The organism is Rhodococcus kronopolitis (assembly GCF_042654025.1).
Taxonomy (GTDB): Bacteria; Actinomycetota; Actinomycetes; order Mycobacteriales; family Mycobacteriaceae; genus Rhodococcus_G; species Rhodococcus_G kronopolitis.
Map to the genome: position 1 here is coordinate 434,123 of NZ_JBHSFO010000001.1, position 22,583 is coordinate 456,705.

Consider the following 22,583-nt stretch of genomic DNA (forward strand, 5'->3'; position numbering starts at 1 on the left):
GCACAGTAGCGCCGTCAGCGCCGTCGTCACTCGGGTTCTGGACCACATTCCGGGGACACTCGCCTTCTCTTCGACACACCGTTTGACAAGAATTCGCACGACTGTCGGCCATTATTGGTCAAATGTCCAGTTCGCGGCAGGGGTTTACCGAAACCGCAGTGCCAGAACAGCTGTGGCAGGCTCGAAGCCATGACCGGCGAACGCAACATCGACGTCCTGCTCGCCGCCATGGACCCGGTCCGCCGAGAGGGCACCTTCGTCTTCGTGTTCGTCGCGGACCCGAGCGGGACGGACGGCGTGACAGCGGCCGCCACGGTCGCCGAGGAGGGCGGGCTCTCGCTGGTCGTCACCAAGCGCGAGGCCGACATCCGCGGCTGGACCTACGACTTCGAGGCCGGCTGGATCACCCTGCAGGTGCACTCCGCACTCGACGCCGTGGGGTTGACCGCCGCGGTGAGCGGGCGGCTCGCCGACCTGGGCATCAGCTGCAACGTGATCGCCGGGTACCACCACGACCACCTGCTGGTCCCAGTCGGTGACGTGCCTCGTGCGCTCGACGCACTGCGGGCGCTGGCGCGCGAACACGGAGACCCGTCACCGAGGAGGCACGCATGAGAACGCCGACCGTCACCGTCACCGTCTGCGCGGCCCTGATCGCCGTGGCGGTCACCGCCTGCGGAAACGACACCGAGCCACCCCCGCCGGCGCCTGCCGCAGCGCGACCGTCCGAGACACGTGCAACCGAGTCCGTCCCCTCGACAACACAGTCCACCCCAGCGACGGAGGATGCCGGCGACACCGTCAGTGGGCAGGGCCGCTGCCTGGACCCGGACTCGGTGGGAGTGCGTGACGCCGTCGCCGGCCTGGACCAGACGCCCTACGGGTGGGTCGTCGGCGCCGCGTCCGAGGACCCGCTGGGCTCCTGCCCCGACCTGTCGTGGGCGGTGGCGGACGTGCAGGCCGGCACCGCCAGCTCACCGCGGCACGTCCTGTTCTTCCACGACGGCCGCTACCTCGGCACCGCGACCGCCGAGCCGTACGCCTTCACCCACGTCGCGGGCACGACCGGCAGCACCGTCACGGTCGAGTACCGGTGGCTCGCCGACAACGAACCGAACTGCTGCCCCGCCGGCGGGCCGGCCGCGATCGACTACACCTGGGACGGGTCCCGGGTGGTGATGGAGCAGTCGCTGCCGCAGGCGATGCTCGACTCCTACCACCGCTGACACTCCCGACGATCTCGCGGTCGAGCAGACCGCCGGCACACCCGGCTTCCTACACTCGGTCCCATGCCGACGCCGTCCCCAGCCGATGCCCCCATCCAGATCCGATGGATCCGGGACCCGAGCACCGCCAGGCCGGCGCCGCCGGCCACCGCAGCGGAGGCCGTGGCAGTGCTCGAACGGGGCAGCGCAGCCTTCGCCCGGGTGGGCACGGAACCGATCGAGTTGCATGTCGACCGTGAGGCATTCGGCATCGCACCCGAGGACGACGAGGACGACGAGGACGGCATCCTCACCCAGAGCCCCTTCGCCGCCGTGCTGAGTTGCTCGGATGCTCGCGTGCCGATCGAGCTGACCCTCGGGCGAGCGGCCAACGACCTGTTCGTGGTCCGGGTCGCTGGCAACGTCCCCGGATCCGACAGCCGGGGCAGCCTGCACTACGCGGCGCAGCACCTGCCGAGCGTGCAACTGTTCACCGTCATCGGGCACTCGCAGTGCGGGGCCGTGTCGGCGGCCGTCGACGCGATGCTCGAGCCGCACCGGTACCTGCAGATTGCCTCGGACGCGCACCTGCGCGGGATCGTCGACTCCCTGCTCGCGGGCGTTCACTTCGCCGATCGTGCACTGACGCACGTACACGGCAGCCGAGTCCGGGACTCGGCGCACTACCGCACCAGACTGATCACCCTCGCGACCCTCGCCAACACCGCGCTCACCGCGACCGTCCTGCAGCGAGACCTGCGACGCCCGACGGCATTCGGCGTCTACAAGCTCGCCACCCGCAACGTCGGCGTCCGCGGTGCCGACGGCTGGGTGCCCGGGCTCGCGATGGCCCCGGAGGACGACGGCGAGCTCGCCGCCGTGGTGGAGGGCGCCGCTCGGTCCCTGGCCGTGTGATCCACACCGACGTTCCGCCCGGCAACTCGCACGGGGCGTGCGAACATGTACCGATGACCCACGGCCCGCAGAACTTTGGCGCAATCGTCCTCGCGGGAGGCTCCGGCAGTCGGATGGGTGGCGTCGACAAGCCCGCACTCGAAGTCGCGGGCCGGACCCTGCTCGACACGGCCCTCGACGCGGTCTCGGGCGCCGCGACCGTGGTGGTGGTCGGCCCGGATCGCGACCTTCCCGCCACCGTCCGCCAGACCCAGGAGTCGCCGCGCGGGTCCGGCCCGGTCGCCGCACTCGCCGCGGGACTGCCCGAGCTCGGCCCCACCGAGCTGGTCGCGGTGCTGGCCGCGGACCTGCCGTTCCTGACGCCCGCGGCCGTCGGCGCCCTCGCCGCCGCGTTGGCGGCCGACCCGGCCGCGGACGCGGCGTTTGCCGTGGACGAGGGCGGACGGGTGCAGTTCCTGCTGGGGCTGTGGCGCACCGGGGCCCTGACCGCACGACTGGCCGCGCTCGCCGCGGACGGCCTCGCCAACCAGGCGATGAAGACCCTGGTCCCGACCAACCATGCGACGGTACCGATGTCGGACATCTCGGACTGCGACACCGAGGCCGACCTGGCACAGGCCCGGTCCCGGGACACCCCCTCGATGAGCATCGAGGCCGCGCGCGCGGCCGCCCACCACGGGATCGTCGCCCTGCCGACGGTTGCCCACTCCCCCGTCGGGTCCCTCGGCAGCGTGCTGGCACACCCCCTCGTCGCGGCCGCGCCGCTGCCCCGGATGGATGTCTCGGCGATGGACGGCTACGCCGTATCCGGTTCCGGGCCTTGGCAGCTCGACCCGGAGGTCCGCTACGCGGGCTCGACCGACGAACTCGAACTCACACCCGGGCACGCGGTGCGGATCGCCACCGGCGCGCACCTGCCGACCGGCGCGGACACGGTGGTCCGGGACGAGCACGCCACCGTCGACGGCACCACGGTGAGCAGGCGCCCCGACACCCCGACCCGGGACGACGTCCGCCGCCGCGGCGAGGACTGGCAGTCCGGGACCGTACTGGCCCCGGCCGGCGCCGTGATCACCCCGGCACTGGCCTCGGTCGCCCTCAGCGCCGAGGTCGGCCGGCTCGCGGTCCGCGGTCCGGTCCGGGCCCGAATCGTGGTGACCGGAGACGAGATTCGGCGCGACGGACCGCTGCGGCCCGGGCAGACGCGGGACTCCCTCGGTCCACTGATGCCGCAGTTCCTGTCCTGGTGCGGGGCGCACACCGCCACCGAGGCGCACCTGCGCGACACCGCAGGCGGCTTCGACGACCTGCTGGCCCCGCCTACCGGAACCGAACCCGCCGAGAACCTGGTGGTGATCGTGGGCGCGACCGGCGGCGGCGCCGCGGACCACCTGCGTCAGGCGCTGGACCGGCGGGGCGCACGACTGCTGGTCGGCCGGGTCGGCTGCCGGCCCGGCGGCTCGCAGGTCGTCGCGGTGCTGCCCGACGGCCGGGTGCTCCTCGGGCTGCCCGGCAACCCCTACGCCGCAGTCGCGACGCTGCTGCTCGTCGCGCCGACGGTGGTTGCGGCGCTCACCGGCGCTCCGCGGCCGCTGCCGGTCACCGGCGTGATCGCCAACGCCGCCGAGATCGCCTCGGACGTACCGCGAATCGTGCCGGTCACCCGACTTGCGGACGGTCGGTGGCAGGCCGCCACCACGCTGCGTACCGCGCATCTCGCCGGCCTGATCGGGGCCGACGCACTCGCGGTCATCGAACCCGCAACGCCTGACGGAGGGCTTGCGGAGCTGCTGCTCCTGCCGCAGTGAGGTAGCGCGAGACCAGCAGCTGCACCAGGTCCGGGTGCACGCCGAGCGGCTCGGTCACACCGTCGGCCCCGGCGTCGCCAAGCCGGTTGTGAAAGAGGCCGTGCGCCAACAAGTACGAGGCCACGAAGATCCGGCGGTGTCCCTCGCCGCGCAACCGACCCACCACCTCGGGCACTCGTGGCTGCGCCGTCGCGACGTACCCGATCCGCACCGGTCCGCCGACGAGCTCGGCCAGCAGCGCGGCCGAGCGGCGCACGTCGGAGAGCGCCCGGGGATCCGAGGAACCGGCGGCGGCGAGCACCACCGCGTCGCCCGGTCGCCAACCGGTCTCGACGAGCCGCTGGAGCAGCACCGCGGCGAGCACCCGGTCCGGGCCCAGTGCCGCGGTGACCCGCACGTCCGGGTGACCGGAGTCCGCGACCTCGCGCGGCACGTCGGTGTGCACGTGATAGCCGGAGGCCAGGAAGGCCGGCACCACCACCGCCGGGCCGTCGAGTTCGCGCAGCACCTCCGACGGCGACGGCCCGAGCACGTCGACGAACGCGACCCGAGTGGTGCCCACCTGAGCGGACACCGCCTCGGCGAGCGCGGCAACCTGTTCGACGCCGCGGGCGCTGCGGGTGCCGTGCGCCACCAGGACCAGGGCCGGCGCGGTCATCCGAGCGTCGCGTCCCCGGCGGCACCGACACCGACGCCGACGCCCACACCGACTCCGACTCCGACTCCGGCGAAGTCGATCCCGTCCCCGTCACCGCAGTCGACGGGATCGAGCGCCAGCCGGTAGCCGCGCTTGACGATCGTCTGCACCACCGTCGGGGCGCCGATACCGGCCCGCAGCCGTGCGACCGCGGTCTCGACCGCGTGCGTGTCCTCGCCGCCGCCGGGCAGCACGGACAGCAGTTCCTCGCGGGTCACCACCCGCCCGGGGATCCGGGTCAGCGCGCGGATCAGGGCCATCCCGGCGGGCGGCAACGGGCGGACCTCACCGTCGACCACCACGCACCGGCCGTGCACCACCAGGGTGTGCCCGGCGGCCCGCAGCGTCACCGCACGCCGCGGCAGTTCCTCGGCGATGTGCCGGGCCAAGGACCCGAGTCGGGCCCGGCCCGGCGTCGAGGTGGGCACGCCGAGCGCCTCGAGCGGCGCCGCCGTCACCGGTCCGACGCAGACCGCGAGCACCTGCCCGTTGAACGCCTGCAGCACCGAGTTGATCAGGCCGATCTCCTTGGCCCGCATCAACATCGACGCCACCGCCGGCGCGCTGGTGAAGCTCACCGCGTCGAGTCCGCCGGTCGCCGTCAGTTCGATCAGCCGGTCCATCGCGGACTGGTCCTCCGGCGGGGTCCACCGGTACACCGGCACCGGCACGACCTGCGCGCCGGCCACCCGGAGCACCTCGCACAGGTCCGGCAGCGGCTCCCACTCGGTGGCCGCGCCGTGCATCTGCACGGCGATCCGCCGGCCCTCGACGCCGGCCTCCAGCAGGTGGTCGATGACCTCTGCCGAGGACTCCGACGCCGGCGACCATTCCTCCCGCAGGCCCGCGGCACGGATCGCGCCCGTCGCCTTCGGTCCGCGGGCGAGCAGCCGCGCCGAGGCCAGCGCGACGCGCAGGTCGTCCGAGAGCCCCCAGCCCTCGGCCGCCGCCATCCAGCCGCGGAACCCGATGCCGGTGGTGGCGATCGCGATCTCCGGCGGGGAGGAGATCAGGTCCTCGGTGACGCGCTCGAGTTCCGCGTCGTCGACGAGCGGAATGATCCGGATCGCGGGGGCGTGCACGACCGTCGCGCCACGCCGGGTCAGCAGCGTGCTGAACTCCTCGTGGCGTCGGGCGGCGGTCACCCCGACCGTGAACCCGCGCAGCGGGTCGCCGGTGTTCGGGACGACACTCACGCGGCACCGGCCGTGGACACCAGGTCGCCGCCGGCCTGCAACGAGCTGTGCACCTGCACCACGCCTGCCCAGACCCGCACGTCGTAGACGGGCAGCCGCACCGAGGGCTCGTCCAGGCAACGCCCGTCCGCCAGCGAGAACGCCTGCTTGAGCAGCGGCGAAACCACGATCGGCTCGCCTGCCCGGTCACCGACCAGCCCGCGCGACATGACCGCCGCCCGGCCGTAGGGATCGATGTTGCCCACGGCGTGGAGCGTGCCGTCCTCCAGCAGGAACAACGCCACCTGCTCGCCCCCTCGCAGCAGCACGGCCACCCCGAGCCCCGGGATCAGCTGGCTGAGCGGGCAGGCCGAGGTCCACTCGAGCCGCCCGTCGCGCACGCTGTCGCGCCCGGGGCCGGTCACGGTGTGGGTCTTGATGTCGATCTCAGTCATGACGGTCCTCCCTTGTACCGGTCTTATTTCTACGGTTCGGGTGTTTCCGAGGCGTTAAGTTGTCATTCCCTGGCAGTAAGGATCGCGGGCATCCCGATCAGCACCGGAACCTTGCGTACGCCGGACTCGTCGAACGCGACCGTCGGGTCCGCCTCCTCGGGTGCGTTGACGAAGGAGACGAAGCGCGAGAGCTTCTCCGGGTCCTCGAGCACCCCGGCCCATTCGTCCCGGTAGCCGTCGACGTGCTTGGCCATCGCCGCCTCCAGTTCCGCGGCGATGCCGAGGCTGTCCTCGCACACCACCTCCTTGAGGTGGTCGAGACCGCCGTCGAGGGCCTCGACCCACGGCGCGGTGCGCTGGAGACGGTCGGCGGTGCGGATGTAGAACATCAGGTACCGGTCGATGTAGCGGACCAGGGTCTCGTCGTCGAGGCCGCCTGCCAGCAGCTGGGCGTGCTTGGGCGACTGGCCGCCGTTGCCGCCGACGTAGAGGTTCCACCCGTTCTCGGTGGCGATGATGCCGACGTCCTTGCCCCGCGCCTCCGCGCACTCACGGGCGCAGCCCGACACCCCGAACTTCAGCTTGTGCGGCGAACGCAGGCCGCGATAGCGGTTCTCCAGGTTCACCGCCATCCCCACCGAGTCCTGCACTCCGTACCGGCACCAGGTGGACCCGACGCAGCTCTTCACGGTGCGCAGCGACTTGCCGTAGGCCTGGCCGGACTCCATGCCGGCGTCGACCAGTCGCTTCCAGATCGCGGGCAGCTGCTCGACGCGGGCACCGAACAGGTCGATCCGCTGCCCGCCGGTGACCTTGGTGTAGAGCCCGAAGTCGCGGGCCACCTCGCCGATCACGATCAACTGCTCGGGGGTGCACTCGCCGCCGGGCATCCGCGGGACCACCGAGTAGGTGCCGTTCTTCTGGATGTTCGCCAGGAAGTGGTCGTTGGTGTCCTGCAACGAGGCCTGGCTGCGGTGCAGGATGTGGTCCGAGTCGGTCGAGGCGAGGATCGACGCCACCACCGGCTTGCAGATGTCGCAGCCGGAGCCCTTGCCGTACTTGGCGATCAGCGCGGAGAAGGTGCGGGTGCCGGTGGCCTGGACGATCTCGAACAGCTCCGCACGGGACTGCGCGAAGTGCTCGCACAGCGCCTTGCTCATCACCACGCCGGACGACGCCAGCAGCGCCTTGACCGTCGGCAGGCAGCCGCCGCAGGTGGTGCCGGCGTTGGTGCAGGCCTTCACCGCGGCGATGTCGCAGGCGCCGTCGGCGATCGCGCCGCAGATCGCGCCCTTGGTGACGCCGTTGCACGAGCAGACCTCGGCGTCGTCGGGAAGCGAACCGGCGCCGGGCTTCTCGCCGGCCGGGGAGATCAACGAGGCCGGGTCGCCGGGCAGCTCGCGGCCGACCAGCGGCCGCAGCGACGAGTATGCGGACGCGTCACCGACGAGGATGCCGCCGAGCAGCGTCTTGGCGTCGTCGGAGAGCACCAGCTTGGCGTAGGTCCCCTTCGCGGCGTCGCTGAGCACGACCTCGAGGGCGCCGGGCGTCTGCCCGTGCGCGTCACCGAAGCTGGCGACGTCGACGCCCATCAGCTTCAGCTTGGTCGAGAGGTCCGCGCCCGGGAACTCCGCTGCGCCGCCGAGCATCCGGTCGGCGACGATCTCGGCGGTGGTGTAGCCCGGTGCCACCAGCCCGTAGCAGCGTCCCTCGACGGCGGCGCACTCGCCGATCGCGTACACGTCCGGGTCGGAGGTGCGGCAGCCGAGGTCGGTGAGGATGCCGCCGCGTTCGGCGACGTCGAGTCCGGCGTCGCGGGCCAGCTGGTCGCGCGGACGGACCCCGGCGGAGAACACCAGCACGGCCGCGTCCAGCACGGTGCCGTCGGACAGCTCGACCGAGATCCCTTCGGGCCCTTCGGTGATCGAGGAGGTCGACACCGCGGTGTGCACCACCAGGCCGAGCGCGGTGACCAGGCGCTCGAGCACCACGCCGCCACCCTCGTCGACCTGGGCCGGCATCAGTCGCGGGTTGTACTCGACCACGTGCGGGGTCATCCCCATCAGCTTGAGCGCATTGGCGGCCTCGAGCCCCAGCAGCCCGCCGCCGACCACCACGCCGACCGCGCCCTGGCCGGCGCGCTCGGCGCGGGCCCGGATGCCGTCGAGGTCGTCGAGGGTGCGGTAGACGAAGCAGCCGTCCGAGTCGTGACCGGGCACGGGCGGGACGAAGGCGTAGGAGCCGGTGGCCATCACCAGCGCGTCGTAGGCCAGTACCTCGCCGGTCGTGGTGGTGACGGTGCGCGCGGCCTTGTCGATCGACGCCGCGCCCTCGCCGACCCGCAGGTCGACGAGCTCGTCACCCGGGTAGTCGTTGCCGGCGAGCGCGAGTTCCTTAGCGTCCCAGGACCCGACGTAGGACGAGAGCCCCACCCGGTCGTAGGCGGGCAGGGCCTCCTCGCACAGGACCGTGACCCGCCACTGCGCGGTCTCCCGGTCCCGTGCGCGCAGCGCCTCCACGAACCGGTGCCCCACCATGCCGTGCCCGATCACCACTACCGACTTGTTGTTCATGCCGCGCCCTCCTGATCGATCGAAATGCTGTGCTGTGTGCCCGGTGCCCGCCGGGTCCGCGCTGGTCACGCCGGTCCGCTCAGGCCGAGACCGAGGCGCGGTCGTCGGCGGCGGCGTCCGTGGCCCGGCTCGGCCGACGCAGGAACACGGCCCAGGTGACCACCATGCAGACCGCGTAGAAGCCGAGGAAGACCCAGAACGCCATGGTCGCGGACTTGGCCGGGCTGTTGTACGACGCCCGGAGCACCAGGTTGATGCCGACTCCGCCGAGCCCGCCGATGGCACCGGCGAAGCCGATCAGCGCGCCGGACATGGTGCGCGACCACGCGGCCCGGCCGGCCTGGTCCAGACCGGTCAGCGACTGCGCCTTGGCCTCGAAGATCGAGGGGATCATCTTGTACACCGAGCCGTTGCCCAGCCCGGAGAGCAGGAACAGCGCGATGAACCCGAGCACCAGCGCGAGCAGCACCGGACCGCCGGCCGCGCCTGCGGTGGCGTCGTCGACGGTGCCCGCGACGACCAGCACCGTGGCCGCCATCGCCATCGCGCCGAAGGTGTACAGGGTGATCTTGCCGCCGCCGATGCGGTCGGCGAGCGCGCCGCCGAGGGGCCGGGCGATCGAGCCGAGCAGCGGGCCGATGAAGGCGATCTGGGCGGCGTGCAGGGCCGCCTGCGGCGCGGTGTCCCCGCCGGCGAGGAAGTTGATCTGCAGCACCTGGCCGAACGCGAAGGCGAACCCGATGAACGAGCCGAAGGTACCGATGTAGAGGAACGAGATGATCCACGAGTCCCGGAACTTCAGGGCCCGGCCCATGGCACGCAGGTCCGCGGTCTGGCCGCCGAGGTTGTCCATGTACAGCGCGGCGCCGACGGCCGCGACACCGCAGAGCACCAGGTAGACGGCGCACACGATCCACGGGGCGGTGTTGCCGACGGTCGCGATGACGAGCAGGCCGATCAGCTGGATCACCGGGACGCCGATGTTTCCGCCGCCCGCGTTGAGCCCCAGCGCCCAGCCCTTCAGCCGCTGCGGGTAGAAGGCGTTGATGTTGGTCATCGAGGACGCGAAGTTGCCGCCACCGACGCCCGCGAGCGCCGCCACCAGCATGAAGGTGGTGTAGGAGTGGCCCGGGTTGAGCATCAGGTAGAGGGTGGCGAGCAGCGGGACCAGCAACACCAGTGCGCTGAACACCGTCCAGTTGCGGCCGCCGAACCGGGCCGTCGCGACGGTGTACGGGATCCGGATCAACGCGCCGACCAGCGTCGGGACCGCGACCAGGAAGAACTTGCCCGCGGCGTCGATGCCGTAGACGTCGGTGGGCATGAACAGCACCATCACCGACCAGATCGACCAGACGGAGAAGCCGACATGCTCGGCGACCACGGACCAGATCAGGTTTCGACGAGCGATCCGCGAACCGCCGGACTCCCACGCCTCGACATCCTCGGCATCCCAGTTGGGGATGTAATGGCTACGGGTGAGCAGGTTCTCGGCAGTCACTGGGCCTCCTCGATGGCATCGGAGTCCCGACACTACGAGCGCGATGTTGCCCGGGCGCTGCCACGAGTGACCCATCGGTGAACTTGCGCTCACCCGGCGCGCGGGTGGTCAGTGAGCGACGTTCGCGTGGGTGAGCAGCCCGGTCAGTCCGCCTGCGGCCGACCCCAGGAGTCCTCCAGGTACCGCGGCTTGCACGCCACGTACCCCGCCACCAGGATCACCGCGACGGCGGCGAGCAACATCGCGAACGGCCACGTCCACCCGCCGCTGACGTCGCGCAACACCCCGAACAGCAGCGGCCCCAGGCAGGCCACCGCGTAGCCGAGACCCTGGGTGAAGCCGGACAGCGCGGCGGACCCGGCGCCGGTCCGGGTACGCAGGTTGATCAGGGTCAACGACATCGGGAAGGTGCTCGGGCCGAGGCCGACCAGCAGGATCCACAGCACCGGCGCCGCCATCGGCGCGAACAGCAGACCCGAGAAGCCGATCAGGTAGAACACCGCGCAGGCCAGCACCACCGGGTACGGGTTGGGGATCCGCGCGCACAGCGCGGGCGCGCCGAGGGCGGCGATGAAGCCGACCGCGGCGAACAGCCCGACCATGGTGCCGCCGAACCCGGCGCTGGCACCGGCGTCGGCGAGGATCTTCGGCACCCAGGTGAACAGGGAGTAGGTGATCAGCGAGGTCATGCCGAACATGCCCGCCATTCCCCAGGCCACCGGCGAGCGCCACACCTGCCCACGCGGCTCGGCAGGCGGGCCGACGTGCTCCGCACCGGTGCCGACGCCGTCGTTGCCCCGGTGACTGACCACGACGGACACCCAGGGGACGACGGCCGCGAACGCGAGCAGTGACCACACCCCGAGCGAGACCCGCCAGCCCTGCGCCTCCGCGAGCGGCACCGCGACCAGCGCCGGCAGCACGGTGCCGACCTGCACACAGGTGATGTAGATCGCGCTCATCATCGCGACCCGGTCGGAGAAATACCGCTTGACCAGCGGCGGGATCACCACGTTGCCGATGCCCATGCCGCCGAGCGCCAGCGCGGAGAGCGCGAGCAGCGATCCGGTGTCGGAGACGAGTGACCGGGTCGCGATGCCCACGCCGGTCATCAGCACCGAGGCCAGCGCCACCCGTTCCAGGCCGAATCGCAGCGCCAGCCGGGGGGTGAGCAGGCCGGCGAGCGCGAACAGCGCGGTGGGCAGCATGCCGAACACGCCGATCACGGTGGAGCCGAAGCCGATCTCCGCGCTGATCTGGTCGAGCAGCGGGGTCAGCGAGGTGACCGCGGTGCGCAGGGTGAGCGCGGCGAGCACGACGGCGACCAGGACCGTCAACCGCCCGGCGACCAGGCCCCGTCTGGGAATGGTCCCGCCCCGCTGCACTGTCGTCACCGTCATCACACACCTCGCTCGTCCACGTTCCCCGATGCCGGGAGAAATCGTAGGATGACCCTACGACACCGGGCAAGCGATATACACTGCGGCCGATATGCCCTACGTCACCGCGCCCGATCGGAGAGGGACCGTGCAACCCGTTCGACGAACCAGCCTCATCGCCCAGGTCACCGACCAGCTACGCCGCGAGATCGTGGCGGGCACCTGGCCCGTCGGGGCGCGGATCCCGACCGAGCCGGAACTGACCGAGCTGACCGGGACCGGGCGCAACACGGTCCGCGAGGCCGTCCAGGCACTGGTGCACGCGGGGATGCTCGAACGTCGGCAGGGCTCGGGCACCTATGTGATCGGCACCAGCGACCTCGGCGGCACGCTGGCGAAGTACTTCGCGTCGGCCCACGAGCGGGACGTGCTCGAGCTGCGCCAGGCCCTCGACGTCACCGCCGCCGCGCTCGCCGCCCGCCGCCGTGACGACGCCGACGTCGAGAACCTCCAGGCGCTGCTGGAGCAGCGAAACATCATGTGGCGCAACACGGATCCGATGACCCCGACCGAACGCCGGGCCGCCGTCGCCGCCGACGTCGCGCTGCACCGGGCGATCGTGGCGGCCAGCCACAACGAGGTGTACCTCGAGTTCTACGACTCGCTGCTCCCCACCATCGAGCAGACCGTCACCGACCACCCGGTCGACAACACGAACTCCTTCGAGCGCGAGCACGACGAACTGGTCCAGGCCGTGATCGACGGCGAGCCCGAGCGGGCGGCGACCGCCGCACGGCGGTTCCTGACCGAACTGATCACGCTGCGCCGGCCGGCCCCGACGCCCCGCGGCGCAGGCGCCCGCCGGGAATCAACCCACTCCGCATTTAGTTGAAAGTTTTATGAGTACCAGCGACCCCGTCCTGCAGCGGTTCCGCCTCGGCACGCCGTGGCAAGCCGTGGACCCATTCCTGTTCGTCGCCTACCACCTCGACACCTACCCGGAGGGCAACGCCGACCTCGGCCCCGACGCCTCCATCTCCGATCGCCCGCTCGGCCAGGACTTCGGCAGCCCCTCCGGCTGGAACATGTACCACGGGCAGACCGTCCCCGGGTTCCCCCAGCACCCGCACCGCGGCTTCGAGACGGTCACCTACGTCCGCCAGGGCACCGTCGACCACGCCGACTCCCTGGGCGCGACCGCGCGCTACGGCGACGGCGACACCCAGTGGCTGACCACCGGTCGAGGCGTCTCACACTCGGAGATGTTCCCGCTCCTGCACCGGAACCGCCCGAATCCGTTCGAGCTGTTCCAGATCTGGTTGAACCTGCCTGCCGCGTCGAAGACCGCCGACCCGCACTTCTCGATGTTCTGGAACGAGAACACCCCGCGCCACACCCGGACCGACGACGCAGGCCGGGTCGCCGAGGTGACGGTGATCGCCGGGCATCTCGACGGCGTCACCCCGCTCCCGCCCCCGCCCGAGTCGTGGGCGTCCAACGCCGACGCGGACCTGGCGATCTGGCACCTCGACCTCGCCGCAGGCGCGCAGTTCGAGCTGCCCGCGGCGTCCGGAGCCGACACCAACCGGGTGCTGTACCTGTACGAGGGCTCCTCGGTACGGATCGGCGAGACCCACGTCGACAGCGGAACGGGCGTCCTGGTCAACGCCTCCGCGCCGGTCACCCTCACCGCGGGCGACGGCGGCATCAAGATCCTGCTCCTGCAGGGTCGGCCGATCGGCGAACCGGTGGCCCAGCACGGCCCCTTCGTGATGAACGACGCCGCCGGACTGCAGGCGGCCTTCGACGACTACCGCCGAACCCTGTTCGGCGGGTGGCCCTGGCCGTCGGACGATCCCGTCCACCCCGCCGACGCCGGACGGTTCGCCCGGCACCCCGACGGTCGCCTCGACACCCCCTGACGGCGGCGCCCGGAGAGCACGCGACGGCCCCCGCACCGGATCAGGTGCGGGGGCCGTCGCGCTGGTGACGCAGACCCGACCCGGGACTACGCCCAGGTCAGGACCTGCTCGTCGGCCAGCCGCGGCAACCGGTCGAACCAGGGGTCGACGCCCGGATGGCCGATGTTGACGACCAGAACCGACTTGAACCGACCGCCCTCGAAGAACTCGGCGTCGACGCCGGCGTGGTCGAATCCGCCCATCGGGCCCGCGGCCAGGCCCTGGGCACGCACGGCCAGGACGAAGTAGCCGGACTGCAGGGCCGTGTTGAACTCGGCCGTCGCGATCCGGGCGCCGTCGTCCGCGGCGTAGACGTCCTTGAGCTCCGGACGGAACGGCAGCAGCTCGGGGACGTACTCGTGAAACTCGGTGTCCATCGCCAGCACGGCGACCACCGGCGCGGACTGCGCCTTGGCGCGGTTGCCCTCGGCCAGGTGCGGGACCAGCCGGGCCTTGCCCTCCTCGGTGCGCACGAACACCACCCGCAGCGGCTGGGTGTTGGCGGCGGTGGGGGCCCACTTGGCCAGTTCCCAGATGCCGGCGAGCTCCGCGTCCGTGACCGGTTCGGCGGAGAAGGTGCTGGCGGTGCGCGCCTGCGTGAAGAGCAGTTCCCGGCCTGCCTCGGCGAGCGGCGCGGTGGCGTACGGGGTGAGGTCGTCGATCAGCTCGGACATGATGCTTCTTTCTCCGTGGTCGCTATGGAAAAACTAGTTGCTATACAGACGTTAGCACTCGACTAGGATGGCGGCATGGCGAGCAAGGCGGCAGCGACACCACACGAGCCCCGGGTCTGCGACGCGGCCCTGGCGCGGGCGTTCACCTTCCTCGGCAAGCGCTGGAACGGTGTGCTGCTGGGAACCCTGATCAACGGCCCCGCCGGGTTCGCCGAACTCAAGCGGGCGGTGACGGGGATCAGCGACTCGATGCTCTCCGAGCGCCTGACCGAGCTCGCCGACGCCGGTCTCGTTCAGCGCACGGTCGACCCGGGACCACCGGTGGCGGTGGACTACCGGCTCACGCCCGCCGGGCACGCACTGCTGCCCGCGCTCAGCGCACTCACCACCTGGGCGGCGGAGAACCTGCCCGCCTCGAACTAGAGGATCAGCCGGATCAGGTCGCAGGTGCGCACCAGTCCGGGGAACGCCTCCGATGTCGACCGCGGATGCAGCGCATGGACCGCCAGTCGGAACATCAAGGCGCGCAACAGCATCTGCGGCCACTCCGGTAGGTCCTCCCAGCGGCCGATCAGTTCCTCGTCGGCCCCGCCCCAGGACAGGGCGTCGACCACCACGACGCCGGCGGCCCACGCCGACGGCCGCCAGTAGGGGGTGATGTCGGTGATCCCCGGTGCCGCCGCGCCGGCGAACAGCACCGTCCCGAACAGGTCGCCGTGCACCAACTGGTCGGGGCTGCGCACCGGCTTCCGCAGGGTCGCAAGCTGACTGATCAACTCGATGCTGGTGCGCCCGTCCGCCGAGGCCGGCTCGAACTGTCCCTTGACCCCGCGCAGCGGCACCTGTTCCCAGGCCGCCCGGTCCGCCGCGACGAAGACGTCCACGTCCTCCCACGGCGCCACCGGCGGCTGCACCAGGAACCTCGGTCGCTCCAGCGTGGTGGTGGCCGCGTGCAGTCGCATCGACAACGAGACCACCTCGTCGTGCCGCGGCTCCGGCGAGCCGGAGATGAATGTGTCCGCGCGCCAACCCGACACCACGTATCGGCCGTCGGTTGCCCGCACCGGCCGGGCGATTCGGACGCCGTCTGCCGTCAGGGTCTCGCGCACCTTCGCGGACCACGCCGCCCGGGCATGGTCGGCGACCGGTGAGAGCACCACGTCGTCGCACCGCCAGCCGCCGTCCCAGTCGCCGCCGAGCGGGAGCGGGTCCACTTCTCGAAGCCCGAACGTGGACCGGACGTGCGCGGGAGGTTCGACGGAGCTCACGCACTCAACGCTACCGGTGTCGGTGGCAACAGACGGTAAGGACGCGCCCTTACCTCTCGTCCGAGACGGTGTGGGCGTCAGTACACCGGCAGCGAACCGTCCACCTGGGCCGCCCAGGCCATCACCCCGCCCTGCAGATGCGTCGCGTCCGCGAAGCCCGCCTTCTTCAGCGCCGCCAGGGCCTCCGCGGAGCGGATACCGGTCTTGCAGTACAACACGATCGGGCGGTCCTGCGGCAGCTCGGCCAGCGCCTCCCCCGCCAGGATCCGGTCCTTGGGGACCAGCCTCGCGCCCGGCAAGTGCACGATGTCCCATTCGACCGGCTCACGCACGTCGACCAGCGCGAGCTCGCGTCCGGACTCGAGCATCGCCGCCAGCTCCGGCGCCGTGATCGTCGACCCGGCGGCCGCGGCCACCGCGTCGTCGGAGACCACGCCGCAGAACGCCTCGTAGTCGATGAGTCCGGTGATCGGCGCCCGTCCCGGGTCGCGGCGCAGCCCGACGGTGCGGTAGGTCATCTCGAGGGCGTTGTAGAGCATCAGCCGCCCGAGCAGCGTGTCCCCGATTCCGGTGATCAACTTCACCGCCTCGGTCGCCATGATCGACCCGATGGAGGCGCAGAGCACGCCGAGCACCCCGCCCTCCGCGCACGACGGCACCATGCCCGGCGGCGGCGCCTCCGGGTACAGGTCCCGGTAGTTCAGCCCGCGGCCGTCGGGGGCGGCCTCCCAGAACACCGACACCTGACCCTCGAACCGGTAGATCGACCCCCAGACGTACGGCTTGCCTGCCAGCACCGCCGCGTCGTTGACCAGGTAGCGGGTGGCGAAGTTGTCGGTGCCGTCGAGGATCAGGTCGTACTGGGAGAACAACGCGACCGCGTTGTCGGGTTCGAGCCGGAACCGGTGCAACCGGACCAGCACGTGCGGGTTGATCTCGTGGATGGAGTCGCGGGCACTCTCGGCCTTGGGCCGGCCCAGATCGGACTGCCCGTGGATGACCTGGCGCTGCAGGTTGGACTCGTCGACCTCGTCGAACTCCACGATGCCGATCGTGCCGACGCCGGCCGCGGCCAGGTACAGCAGCCCCGGCGACCCGAGCCCGCCCGCGCCGATGAACAGCACCCGCGCATTCTTGAGCCGCTTCTGCCCGAGCATCCCGACGTCGGGGATGATCAGGTGCCGGCTGTACCGCGCGACCTCCTCGCGGCTGAGCTCGGCGGCCGGTTCGACCAGCGGCGGCAGCGGCGCTCTGGACTGGGTGGACGACACGTACGACTCCTCCGTGACTGTGCGGGCACATGGGACCGTGTGCACTCATGCAGGTGCAACACCACACACGATGCCACCCATCCCCCCGTCCCCCCGTACACAGGCACCCGGGGACGCGGCTATACGGTCTAGCGGCACACACCCGATCCGCGAGGAGCCACATGACCGCCGCACCCACCCTGCCCAGCTACACGGCCGAGGTCCCGGTCCGGTGGTCCGACATGGACGTCTTCCAGCACATCAACCACGCCCGCATGGTGACGGTGCTCGAGGAGTCCCGGATCGACTGGCTTCGCAGCGTCGCCCCGGACCTGGCCACGATGCTCCAGCAATCCGTGGTCGCGCACCTCGACGTGCGGTACCGCACCCCGCTCACCCACCACGACAGCCCGCTGTCGGTGACGATGTGGCTCGAGCGGGTACGCACCGTGGACGTGACCATCCGCTACGAGGTCCGGGCGGCCGGCACCGCGGCCGACGAACGGCCCGCCGTCTCGGCCACCACCCAGCTCGCGCTCGGCGACCCGATCACCAAGAGCCTGCGCCGGCTGTCCGCCGACGAACGCGCGCAGCTCGCACCGTGGGTGCGCGAGGCCTGATCGACCCGGCCGGCCGTCACCCCCGCCCGACCGCGCGCGGTCAGACCCGCGGGAACGGCCAGGGGTTGAAGCGGCAGGTCTTGCCGTCCATCGGGACGACGCCCTCCGGGTCCAGCTTCGCGATGTCGTCGTTGGTGGTGCCGAAGGTCTGCTGCATCATCACCGGTGCCAGCCCGCCGTCGGTCTCGCAGGGCTGGTGCTGCTGGTAGCCGATGGCGTGCCCGACCTCGTGGTTGATCTGGTACTGCCGGTACGAGCCGATGTCACCCTGGAAGCCCACGGCGCCACGCACCCAGCGCGGCTCGTTGAGCACCACCCGGTTGATGCCCGGGTTGTAGCAGGACACCTCGAGCTGGATGCCGTACCCGCAGGCCTCCCGGATCGACATCTGCGAGGTCAGCGAGATCCGGAAGTCGGGTTCCCCGCCGTCGATGCGACGGAAGGCGAACCGCTGGTCGTGGGTCCAGCCCTTGGGATTGGACAGGGTCTCGTCGACCATCCGGCCGAAGGACTCGTCGCCACCGAATCCGGCGGTGTCGACACCGTCCTCGACCTCGACCGTGTAGGTGAAGACCTCCTCGGCGCCGTGGCCGACCTGGTCCCGGGTGCCCGGCACCACGTGCCAGGTGCCCGCCCCGGTCACCGTGAACGGTCCACCCTCGGGCAGCGAACCGGACGGGATCGACGCCGCGAAGTTGCCGTCGGCCTTCGGCGGCACCCCGATCACGTCGGTGCCCTCGGTGCTGGTGCTGCGCGCGCCGAACCCCGGGTCGCCGGTTGCCGCCTGCTCGTCGCCGACTCCGCCGCGTACCGCGTCGACCAGCACCAGGACGGTCACCACCAGCAGGATCGGGATGGCGTAGGCCCGCCAGCCGTAGACCGCGACGAACTTGCCGAGCCTGCTCTGCTTGCGCGCCAGCCGCTCGGGGCGTGGGGTCCGCGGCCGTCCGACGTCCCGGCTGGTGGGGTCCCACTGCGCCCGCAGCGGCTGGTGCGAGTCGGCCCGGCCGTCGCGGTACCGCACCCGGTAGCCGTCGTCGTCTGCCGAGCCACCGACGTCTGGGCCCGGCGGGGCATCGCCCCGCAGCCGCGGCCCACCTCGATCAGTCACCGAACCAGAATCTCACAGACCGCCGTGAGCACCGGTCGGCACGCCGAACCCGGCGCGCTCCGGCGTGGTGATCGCGGTCTCCCGACCGGCGCCCGGCACTGGCCTTCGGCCATCGGGCGGCACACCTGGAATACTCGGCGGTACGGCCTGCGCAATTGTGCGGTTGTCCCGGATGACCTCCGGGTATTCTTCGGTAACTTTGTGCACGTTGTGCAGGGAGATGCTCACCACGGCACGAGACCCGCGCGACGGTGACAAAGCAGGATAGGAATCACGATGACAGAACTTGCCGATCGGACGCCGTCGGATCGTTCCGCGACACCCGCGGTCAACGGTCCCAAGCGCAGCACCCGGCTACCCCGGGACGCCCGGCGCCTCCAGTTGCTGCAGGCCGCCAGCGAGATCTTCGTGGCCCGCGGCTACCACGCGGCCGGCATGGACGAAATCGCCGAGTGCGCCGGTGTCAGCAAGCCGGTCCTCTACCAGCACTTCCCCGGCAAGCTCGAGCTCTACCTCGCGGTGCTGCAGAGCTACGTCGACAGCCTGATCTCCGGCGTCCGCCAGGCGCTGCGCTCGACCACCGACAACCGGCAGCGCGTGCGCGCGGCGGTGCAGGCCTTCTTCGACTTCGTCGACAACGACAGCCAGGGCTACCGCCTGGTGTTCGAGTCGGACCTGATGGGCGACCCGCGGGTGCTGGCGAGCGTCGACCAGGCCACCGAGGCCTGCGTCGATGCCGTGTTCGACCTGGTCAGCCACGACTCCGGGCTCGACCCGTACCGGGCCCGGATCCTGGCCGTCGGCCTGGTCGGGACCAGCCAGTTCACCGCGCGCTACTGGCTGCAGGCCAACCGTCCGATCCCCAAGGAGGAGGCGGTGGACACCACCGTCGTGCTCGCCTGGGGCGGACTGTCCCACGTGCCCCTGCACTCCTGAGACGCTGCACTCCGGAGACAGCACCTCCCCACAGCGACACGAGGACGGGGCGCGGATTCATCCGCGCCCCGTCCTCGTGTCCGGAACTGTTCCTGCCCGTGCGGCTAGGCGGTCGGGCCGAACCCGACCTTGCGGATGTCGGACGGGCCGATCTCCACGTACGCCACCTTGCTGGCCTGGATCAGGAACTTGCGTCCCTTGTCGTCGGTGAGCGCGAGTACGCCGGGAGAGTCGCCGCCGAACGCGGCGGCCACCAGCGCCTCGACCTCTTCCGAGGACTGGGCGCTGTTCACGTTGAGCTCACGCTGGCTGTCAGAAACGCCGATCTTGACCTCCACGGCCAACCTCCGAAATCTCGTGCCGTCACTACCGCTGCCCACGTTAGTGCAGCGACCGGACCCGACACCGCGACGCGGCTGTGCCGATAGCGAACAGCGCCGCGGCGACCGGCGTGCTCAGGCCAGTCCGAGGACGGCCATCCGTTCCGCGTGGCGTTCCTGCATCCGGTCGAACAGTGCCGCGATGCCGTTGAGGTCGCCGCTGGCCGTGATCACCAGTTCGGTCAGTTCCTCGCGCTGCGCCATCACGTACTGCGCCTGGGTGATCGCCTCGCCCAGCAGGCGCCGGCCCCACAGCATCAGCCGGTCCTTGTCCTGCTTGCTCGACGCGACCGCCTCGCTCACCTCGCGCACCACGAACTCCGAGTGCCCGGTCTCGGCCAGCACCTCGCGCACCACGTCCGCCACCGAGGGGTCCAGGGAGTCCGCGATCTCGAGGTAGAAGTCGGCGGCGATCCCGTCGCCGACATACGCCTTGACCAGGGCCTCGAGCCAGGTCGACGGGTGCGTCGCGGCGTGGAAGTCGTCGAGCGCGGCGACGAACGGCGCCATCGCCGCGTAGATCTCCTGACCGCGGGCGGTCAGGGTCGCCTCGAGCGTCTCGAAGTGGCGCATCTCGGCGCCGGCCATCCGCGCGAGCGCGACCCGGCCCCGCAGGGTCGGGGACATCCGCGCGTCCTCCGCCAGGCGGTAGAAGGCGGAGATCTCGCCGTACGCGAGAACGGCGAACAGTTCGCCCACTCCCGGGTGATCGGCGGCGATGGTTGGCGTCAACGATTCCGAGGAATTTGCTCCCATGCGCTCAGCGTAGACGTACGCGTCGGGCGCCGACTCCGTCGCTCGGCCGCCCGACGCGCGGGTGACGTTCGCCATGGATGCACCCGCTCCGGCAGTGGCGCAAGTTACCATTGACGCGGGCAGTCGCCCGTCGCCCGCATCCGGGCCGACGATTCTTCTCCGGCAGCCCGCAGATAATGTGCGCGCACCTGATCTCGAGGTCCCTTCCCGCGCCGCGCCGAGGTCCGAAGCGACCTCCCCGCTGGCAAGCAGGAAGCGCGACTCACGGACGAGGGCACCGACATGGCCGACACCCGGCCTGGCCCCCAGCTCGTGCGCGCGTGCCAACGAGGAAGGCCAGACCCCTGAGCAAGATCACTATCGACCACGAAGACGACGCGACCGAAACGACGTTGTCCGCCCAGCTCGACGAGACGCACGTCGCCCCGACCTTCGCCGAACTCGGCGTGCGGGACGAGATCGTCAAGGCCCTCGCCGAGGTCGGCATCGACCGCACCTTCGCCATCCAGGAACTGACGCTGCCGCTCGCGCTGGCCGGCGACGACCTGATCGGCCAGGCCCGCACCGGCATGGGCAAGACCTTCGGCTTCGGCGTGCCGCTGCTGCACCGCGTCGCCACCGGGGACAAGACCGCCGAGCTCGACGGCACCCCGCGTGCGCTGATCATCGTGCCGACCCGCGAGCTGTGCATCCAGGTCACCGAGGACCTGGCCGACGCCAGCAAGTACCTCAAGGCAGGCAATCGCAAGCTCGAGGTGCTCTCCATCTACGGCGGACGCCCGTACGAGACGCAGATCGCCGCGCTGCAGAAGGGCGTCGACGTCGTCGTCGGCACCCCGGGCCGACTGCTCGACCTGGCCAAGCAGGGTCACCTGATCCTGGGCAAGGTCGGCGTCCTGGTCCTCGACGAGGCCGACGAGATGCTCGACCTCGGCTTCCTGCCGGACATCGAGCGCATCCTCGGGATGGTCCCCGACAAGCGCCAGACCATGCTGTTCTCGGCCACCATGCCGGGACCGATCATCACCCTCGCGCGCACCTTCCTGACGCAGCCGACGCACATCCGCGCCGAGGAGCCCGAGTCCTCCGCCGTGCACGACCGCACCACCCAGCACGTCTACCGGGCACACGCCCTGGACAAGGCCGAGATGGTCGCCCGGGTGCTGCAGGCCGAGGGCCGCGGCGCGACGATGATCTTCACCCGCACCAAGCGGACCGCGCAGAAGGTCGCCGACGACCTCGCCGAGCGGGGCTTCTCGGTGGGCGCGGTGCACGGCGACCTCGGCCAGGTCGCGCGCGAGAAGGCCCTCAAGGGCTTCCGCACCGGCAAGGTCGACGTGCTGGTCGCCACCGATGTCGCCGCCCGCGGCATCGACATCGACGACGTCACCCACGTGATCAACTACCAGTGTCCCGAGGACGAGAAGACCTACGTGCACCGCATCGGCCGGACCGGTCGCGCGGGCCGCACCGGCATCGCCATCACGCTCGTCGACTGGGACGACATCCCCCGCTGGCAGCTGATCGACAAGGCCCTCGGTCTCGGCATGCCGGACCCGGTCGAGACCTACTCGAGCTCCGAGCACCTGTACTCGGACCTGGACATCCCGACCGGCGCGAAGGGCACCGTCCGGCGCCCGAAGGCCGAGCGCGTGGTGGCCCCGGACACCGAAGCGGCCGAGACCAGCGAGACCGTCGAGGCAGGCGAGAAGTCCGAGCGCCCGCGCCGCGCGCATCCCCGCAAGCGCACCCGCGGCGGCCGCAGCACCGACGAGACCAATGCTGCCGCAGCGGTTTCCGAGGCTCCGGCCACGGACACCACCGCGCCCTCGGGCGACGGCACCGCCCCCGCGCGTCGCCGTCGCCGTCGTCGCAAGCCGGCCGCGGCCACCACCACCGCCGTCGCCGCCTCGGAGTAA

Annotated in this window: 23 protein-coding genes; 10 read left to right on the forward strand and 13 right to left on the reverse strand. The window is 71.3% G+C overall.

The genetic code is table 11. From position 1 onward, the window contains the following. Positions 1-189: 189 nt before the first annotated feature. From ACFO6S_RS01960 to ACFO6S_RS01975, 4 genes are all read left to right on the forward strand, one after another. On the forward strand, positions 190-615 hold the full coding sequence (locus ACFO6S_RS01960; protein ID WP_378413592.1) for an ACT domain-containing protein: 426 nt from the start codon (positions 190-192) through the stop codon (positions 613-615). Next, positions 612-1,226, forward strand: coding sequence for an LppP/LprE family lipoprotein (locus tag ACFO6S_RS01965; protein ID WP_378413594.1), 615 nt, complete (start codon positions 612-614; stop codon positions 1,224-1,226). The genes ACFO6S_RS01960 and ACFO6S_RS01965 overlap by 4 nt, the downstream gene beginning before the upstream one ends. A 63-nt stretch (positions 1,227-1,289) precedes the next feature. Then, complete coding sequence (locus ACFO6S_RS01970; protein ID WP_378413596.1) at positions 1,290-2,120, forward strand: carbonic anhydrase; 831 nt, start codon at positions 1,290-1,292, stop codon at positions 2,118-2,120. 53 nt (positions 2,121-2,173) lie between these two features. Continuing rightward, positions 2,174-3,928 carry an NTP transferase domain-containing protein gene (locus tag ACFO6S_RS01975; RefSeq protein ID WP_378413598.1) on the forward strand — a complete coding sequence of 585 codons (1,755 nt, stop codon included), beginning with the start codon at positions 2,174-2,176 and terminating at the stop codon, positions 3,926-3,928. Here the strand turns inward: ACFO6S_RS01975 and ACFO6S_RS01980 are convergent. The 6 genes from ACFO6S_RS01980 to ACFO6S_RS02005 form a co-directional block, all read right to left on the reverse strand. Continuing rightward, a complete protein-coding gene (locus ACFO6S_RS01980) occupies positions 3,870-4,586 on the reverse strand; it encodes a sirohydrochlorin chelatase (protein WP_378413600.1) in 717 nt (238 codons plus the stop codon). The genes ACFO6S_RS01975 and ACFO6S_RS01980 overlap by 59 nt on opposite strands. Then, positions 4,583-5,821 carry a uroporphyrinogen-III synthase gene (locus ACFO6S_RS01985; RefSeq protein WP_378413602.1) on the reverse strand — a complete coding sequence of 413 codons (1,239 nt, stop codon included), beginning with the start codon at positions 5,819-5,821 and terminating at the stop codon, positions 4,583-4,585. The genes ACFO6S_RS01980 and ACFO6S_RS01985 overlap by 4 nt, the downstream gene beginning before the upstream one ends. Beyond that, positions 5,818-6,255, reverse strand: a complete 438-nt coding sequence (nirD, locus tag ACFO6S_RS01990; protein WP_378413603.1) for a nitrite reductase small subunit NirD — start codon at positions 6,253-6,255, stop codon at positions 5,818-5,820. Before nirD ends, ACFO6S_RS01985 begins: the two co-directional genes overlap by 4 nt. A 62-nt stretch (positions 6,256-6,317) precedes the next feature. Then, on the reverse strand, positions 6,318-8,828 hold the full coding sequence (gene nirB, locus ACFO6S_RS01995) for a nitrite reductase large subunit NirB (protein ID WP_378413605.1): 2,511 nt from the start codon (positions 8,826-8,828) through the stop codon (positions 6,318-6,320). A 79-nt stretch (positions 8,829-8,907) separates the two neighbouring features. Further along, positions 8,908-10,329, reverse strand: a complete 1,422-nt coding sequence (locus ACFO6S_RS02000; RefSeq protein WP_378413607.1) for an MFS transporter — start codon at positions 10,327-10,329, stop codon at positions 8,908-8,910. Positions 10,330-10,472: 143 nt separating this feature from the next. Then, positions 10,473-11,729, reverse strand: a complete 1,257-nt coding sequence (locus ACFO6S_RS02005; RefSeq protein ID WP_378413608.1) for an MFS transporter — start codon at positions 11,727-11,729, stop codon at positions 10,473-10,475. A gap of 127 nt (positions 11,730-11,856) precedes the next feature. Here ACFO6S_RS02005 and ACFO6S_RS02010 point away from each other — a divergent pair, with 127 nt between their 5' ends. Continuing rightward, positions 11,857-12,600 carry a FadR/GntR family transcriptional regulator gene (locus tag ACFO6S_RS02010; protein ID WP_378413610.1) on the forward strand — a complete coding sequence of 248 codons (744 nt, stop codon included), beginning with the start codon at positions 11,857-11,859 and terminating at the stop codon, positions 12,598-12,600. A gap of 7 nt (positions 12,601-12,607) precedes the next feature. Further along, complete coding sequence (locus ACFO6S_RS02015; protein WP_378413612.1) at positions 12,608-13,630, forward strand: pirin family protein; 1,023 nt, start codon at positions 12,608-12,610, stop codon at positions 13,628-13,630. Positions 13,631-13,716: 86 nt separating this feature from the next. Here ACFO6S_RS02015 and ACFO6S_RS02020 read toward each other — a convergent pair whose 3' ends face one another. Further along, positions 13,717-14,343 (reverse strand): malonic semialdehyde reductase, encoded by a 627-nt coding sequence (locus tag ACFO6S_RS02020; protein WP_378413614.1) that lies wholly within the window; start codon positions 14,341-14,343, stop codon positions 13,717-13,719. 75 nt (positions 14,344-14,418) lie between these two features. On the opposite strand from ACFO6S_RS02020, the gene ACFO6S_RS02025 reads away from it, so the two are divergent. Continuing rightward, positions 14,419-14,766 carry a winged helix-turn-helix transcriptional regulator gene (locus tag ACFO6S_RS02025; protein WP_378413615.1) on the forward strand — a complete coding sequence of 116 codons (348 nt, stop codon included), beginning with the start codon at positions 14,419-14,421 and terminating at the stop codon, positions 14,764-14,766. Here ACFO6S_RS02025 and ACFO6S_RS02030 read toward each other — a convergent pair. Next, positions 14,763-15,611 (reverse strand): TIGR02569 family protein, encoded by an 849-nt coding sequence (locus ACFO6S_RS02030; protein ID WP_378413616.1) that lies wholly within the window; start codon positions 15,609-15,611, stop codon positions 14,763-14,765. The two genes, ACFO6S_RS02025 and ACFO6S_RS02030, sit on opposite strands and share 4 nt — an antisense overlap. A 77-nt stretch (positions 15,612-15,688) precedes the next feature. After that, the gene (moeZ, locus tag ACFO6S_RS02035; protein WP_378413618.1) at positions 15,689-16,882 is read right to left on the reverse strand and encodes an adenylyltransferase/sulfurtransferase MoeZ; all 1,194 of its coding nucleotides are present in this window, start codon (positions 16,880-16,882) and stop codon (positions 15,689-15,691) included. Between the two features lie 161 nt (positions 16,883-17,043). On the opposite strand from moeZ, the gene ACFO6S_RS02040 reads away from it, so the two are divergent. Beyond that, positions 17,044-17,481, forward strand: a complete 438-nt coding sequence (locus tag ACFO6S_RS02040; protein ID WP_378413620.1) for an acyl-CoA thioesterase — start codon at positions 17,044-17,046, stop codon at positions 17,479-17,481. A 40-nt stretch (positions 17,482-17,521) separates the two neighbouring features. On the opposite strand, the gene ACFO6S_RS02045 is transcribed toward ACFO6S_RS02040, so the two are convergent. Both ACFO6S_RS02045 and ACFO6S_RS02050 read right to left on the reverse strand, forming a co-directional pair. Continuing rightward, the gene (locus tag ACFO6S_RS02045) at positions 17,522-18,592 is read right to left on the reverse strand and encodes a DUF3152 domain-containing protein (protein ID WP_378413621.1); all 1,071 of its coding nucleotides are present in this window, start codon (positions 18,590-18,592) and stop codon (positions 17,522-17,524) included. A gap of 12 nt (positions 18,593-18,604) precedes the next feature. Next, positions 18,605-18,820 carry a hypothetical protein gene (locus tag ACFO6S_RS02050; protein ID WP_378413623.1) on the reverse strand — a complete coding sequence of 72 codons (216 nt, stop codon included), beginning with the start codon at positions 18,818-18,820 and terminating at the stop codon, positions 18,605-18,607. Between the two features lie 48 nt (positions 18,821-18,868). On the opposite strand from ACFO6S_RS02050, the gene ACFO6S_RS02055 reads away from it, so the two are divergent. After that, positions 18,869-19,528, forward strand: coding sequence for a TetR/AcrR family transcriptional regulator (locus ACFO6S_RS02055; protein ID WP_378413625.1), 660 nt, complete (start codon positions 18,869-18,871; stop codon positions 19,526-19,528). A 104-nt stretch (positions 19,529-19,632) separates the two neighbouring features. Here the strand turns inward: ACFO6S_RS02055 and ACFO6S_RS02060 are convergent, their stop codons facing one another. Together ACFO6S_RS02060 and ACFO6S_RS02065 are read right to left on the reverse strand one after the other, a co-directional pair. Beyond that, positions 19,633-19,866 carry a DUF3107 domain-containing protein gene (locus ACFO6S_RS02060; protein WP_378413627.1) on the reverse strand — a complete coding sequence of 78 codons (234 nt, stop codon included), beginning with the start codon at positions 19,864-19,866 and terminating at the stop codon, positions 19,633-19,635. A gap of 117 nt (positions 19,867-19,983) precedes the next feature. Beyond that, positions 19,984-20,664: a ferritin-like fold-containing protein gene (locus ACFO6S_RS02065; RefSeq protein ID WP_378413629.1), complete on the reverse strand. Its 681-nt coding sequence runs from the start codon at positions 20,662-20,664 to the stop codon at positions 19,984-19,986. A gap of 320 nt (positions 20,665-20,984) precedes the next feature. Here ACFO6S_RS02065 and ACFO6S_RS02070 point away from each other — a divergent pair, with 320 nt between their 5' ends. After that, a complete protein-coding gene (locus ACFO6S_RS02070) occupies positions 20,985-22,583 on the forward strand; it encodes a DEAD/DEAH box helicase (RefSeq protein ID WP_378413630.1) in 1,599 nt (532 codons plus the stop codon).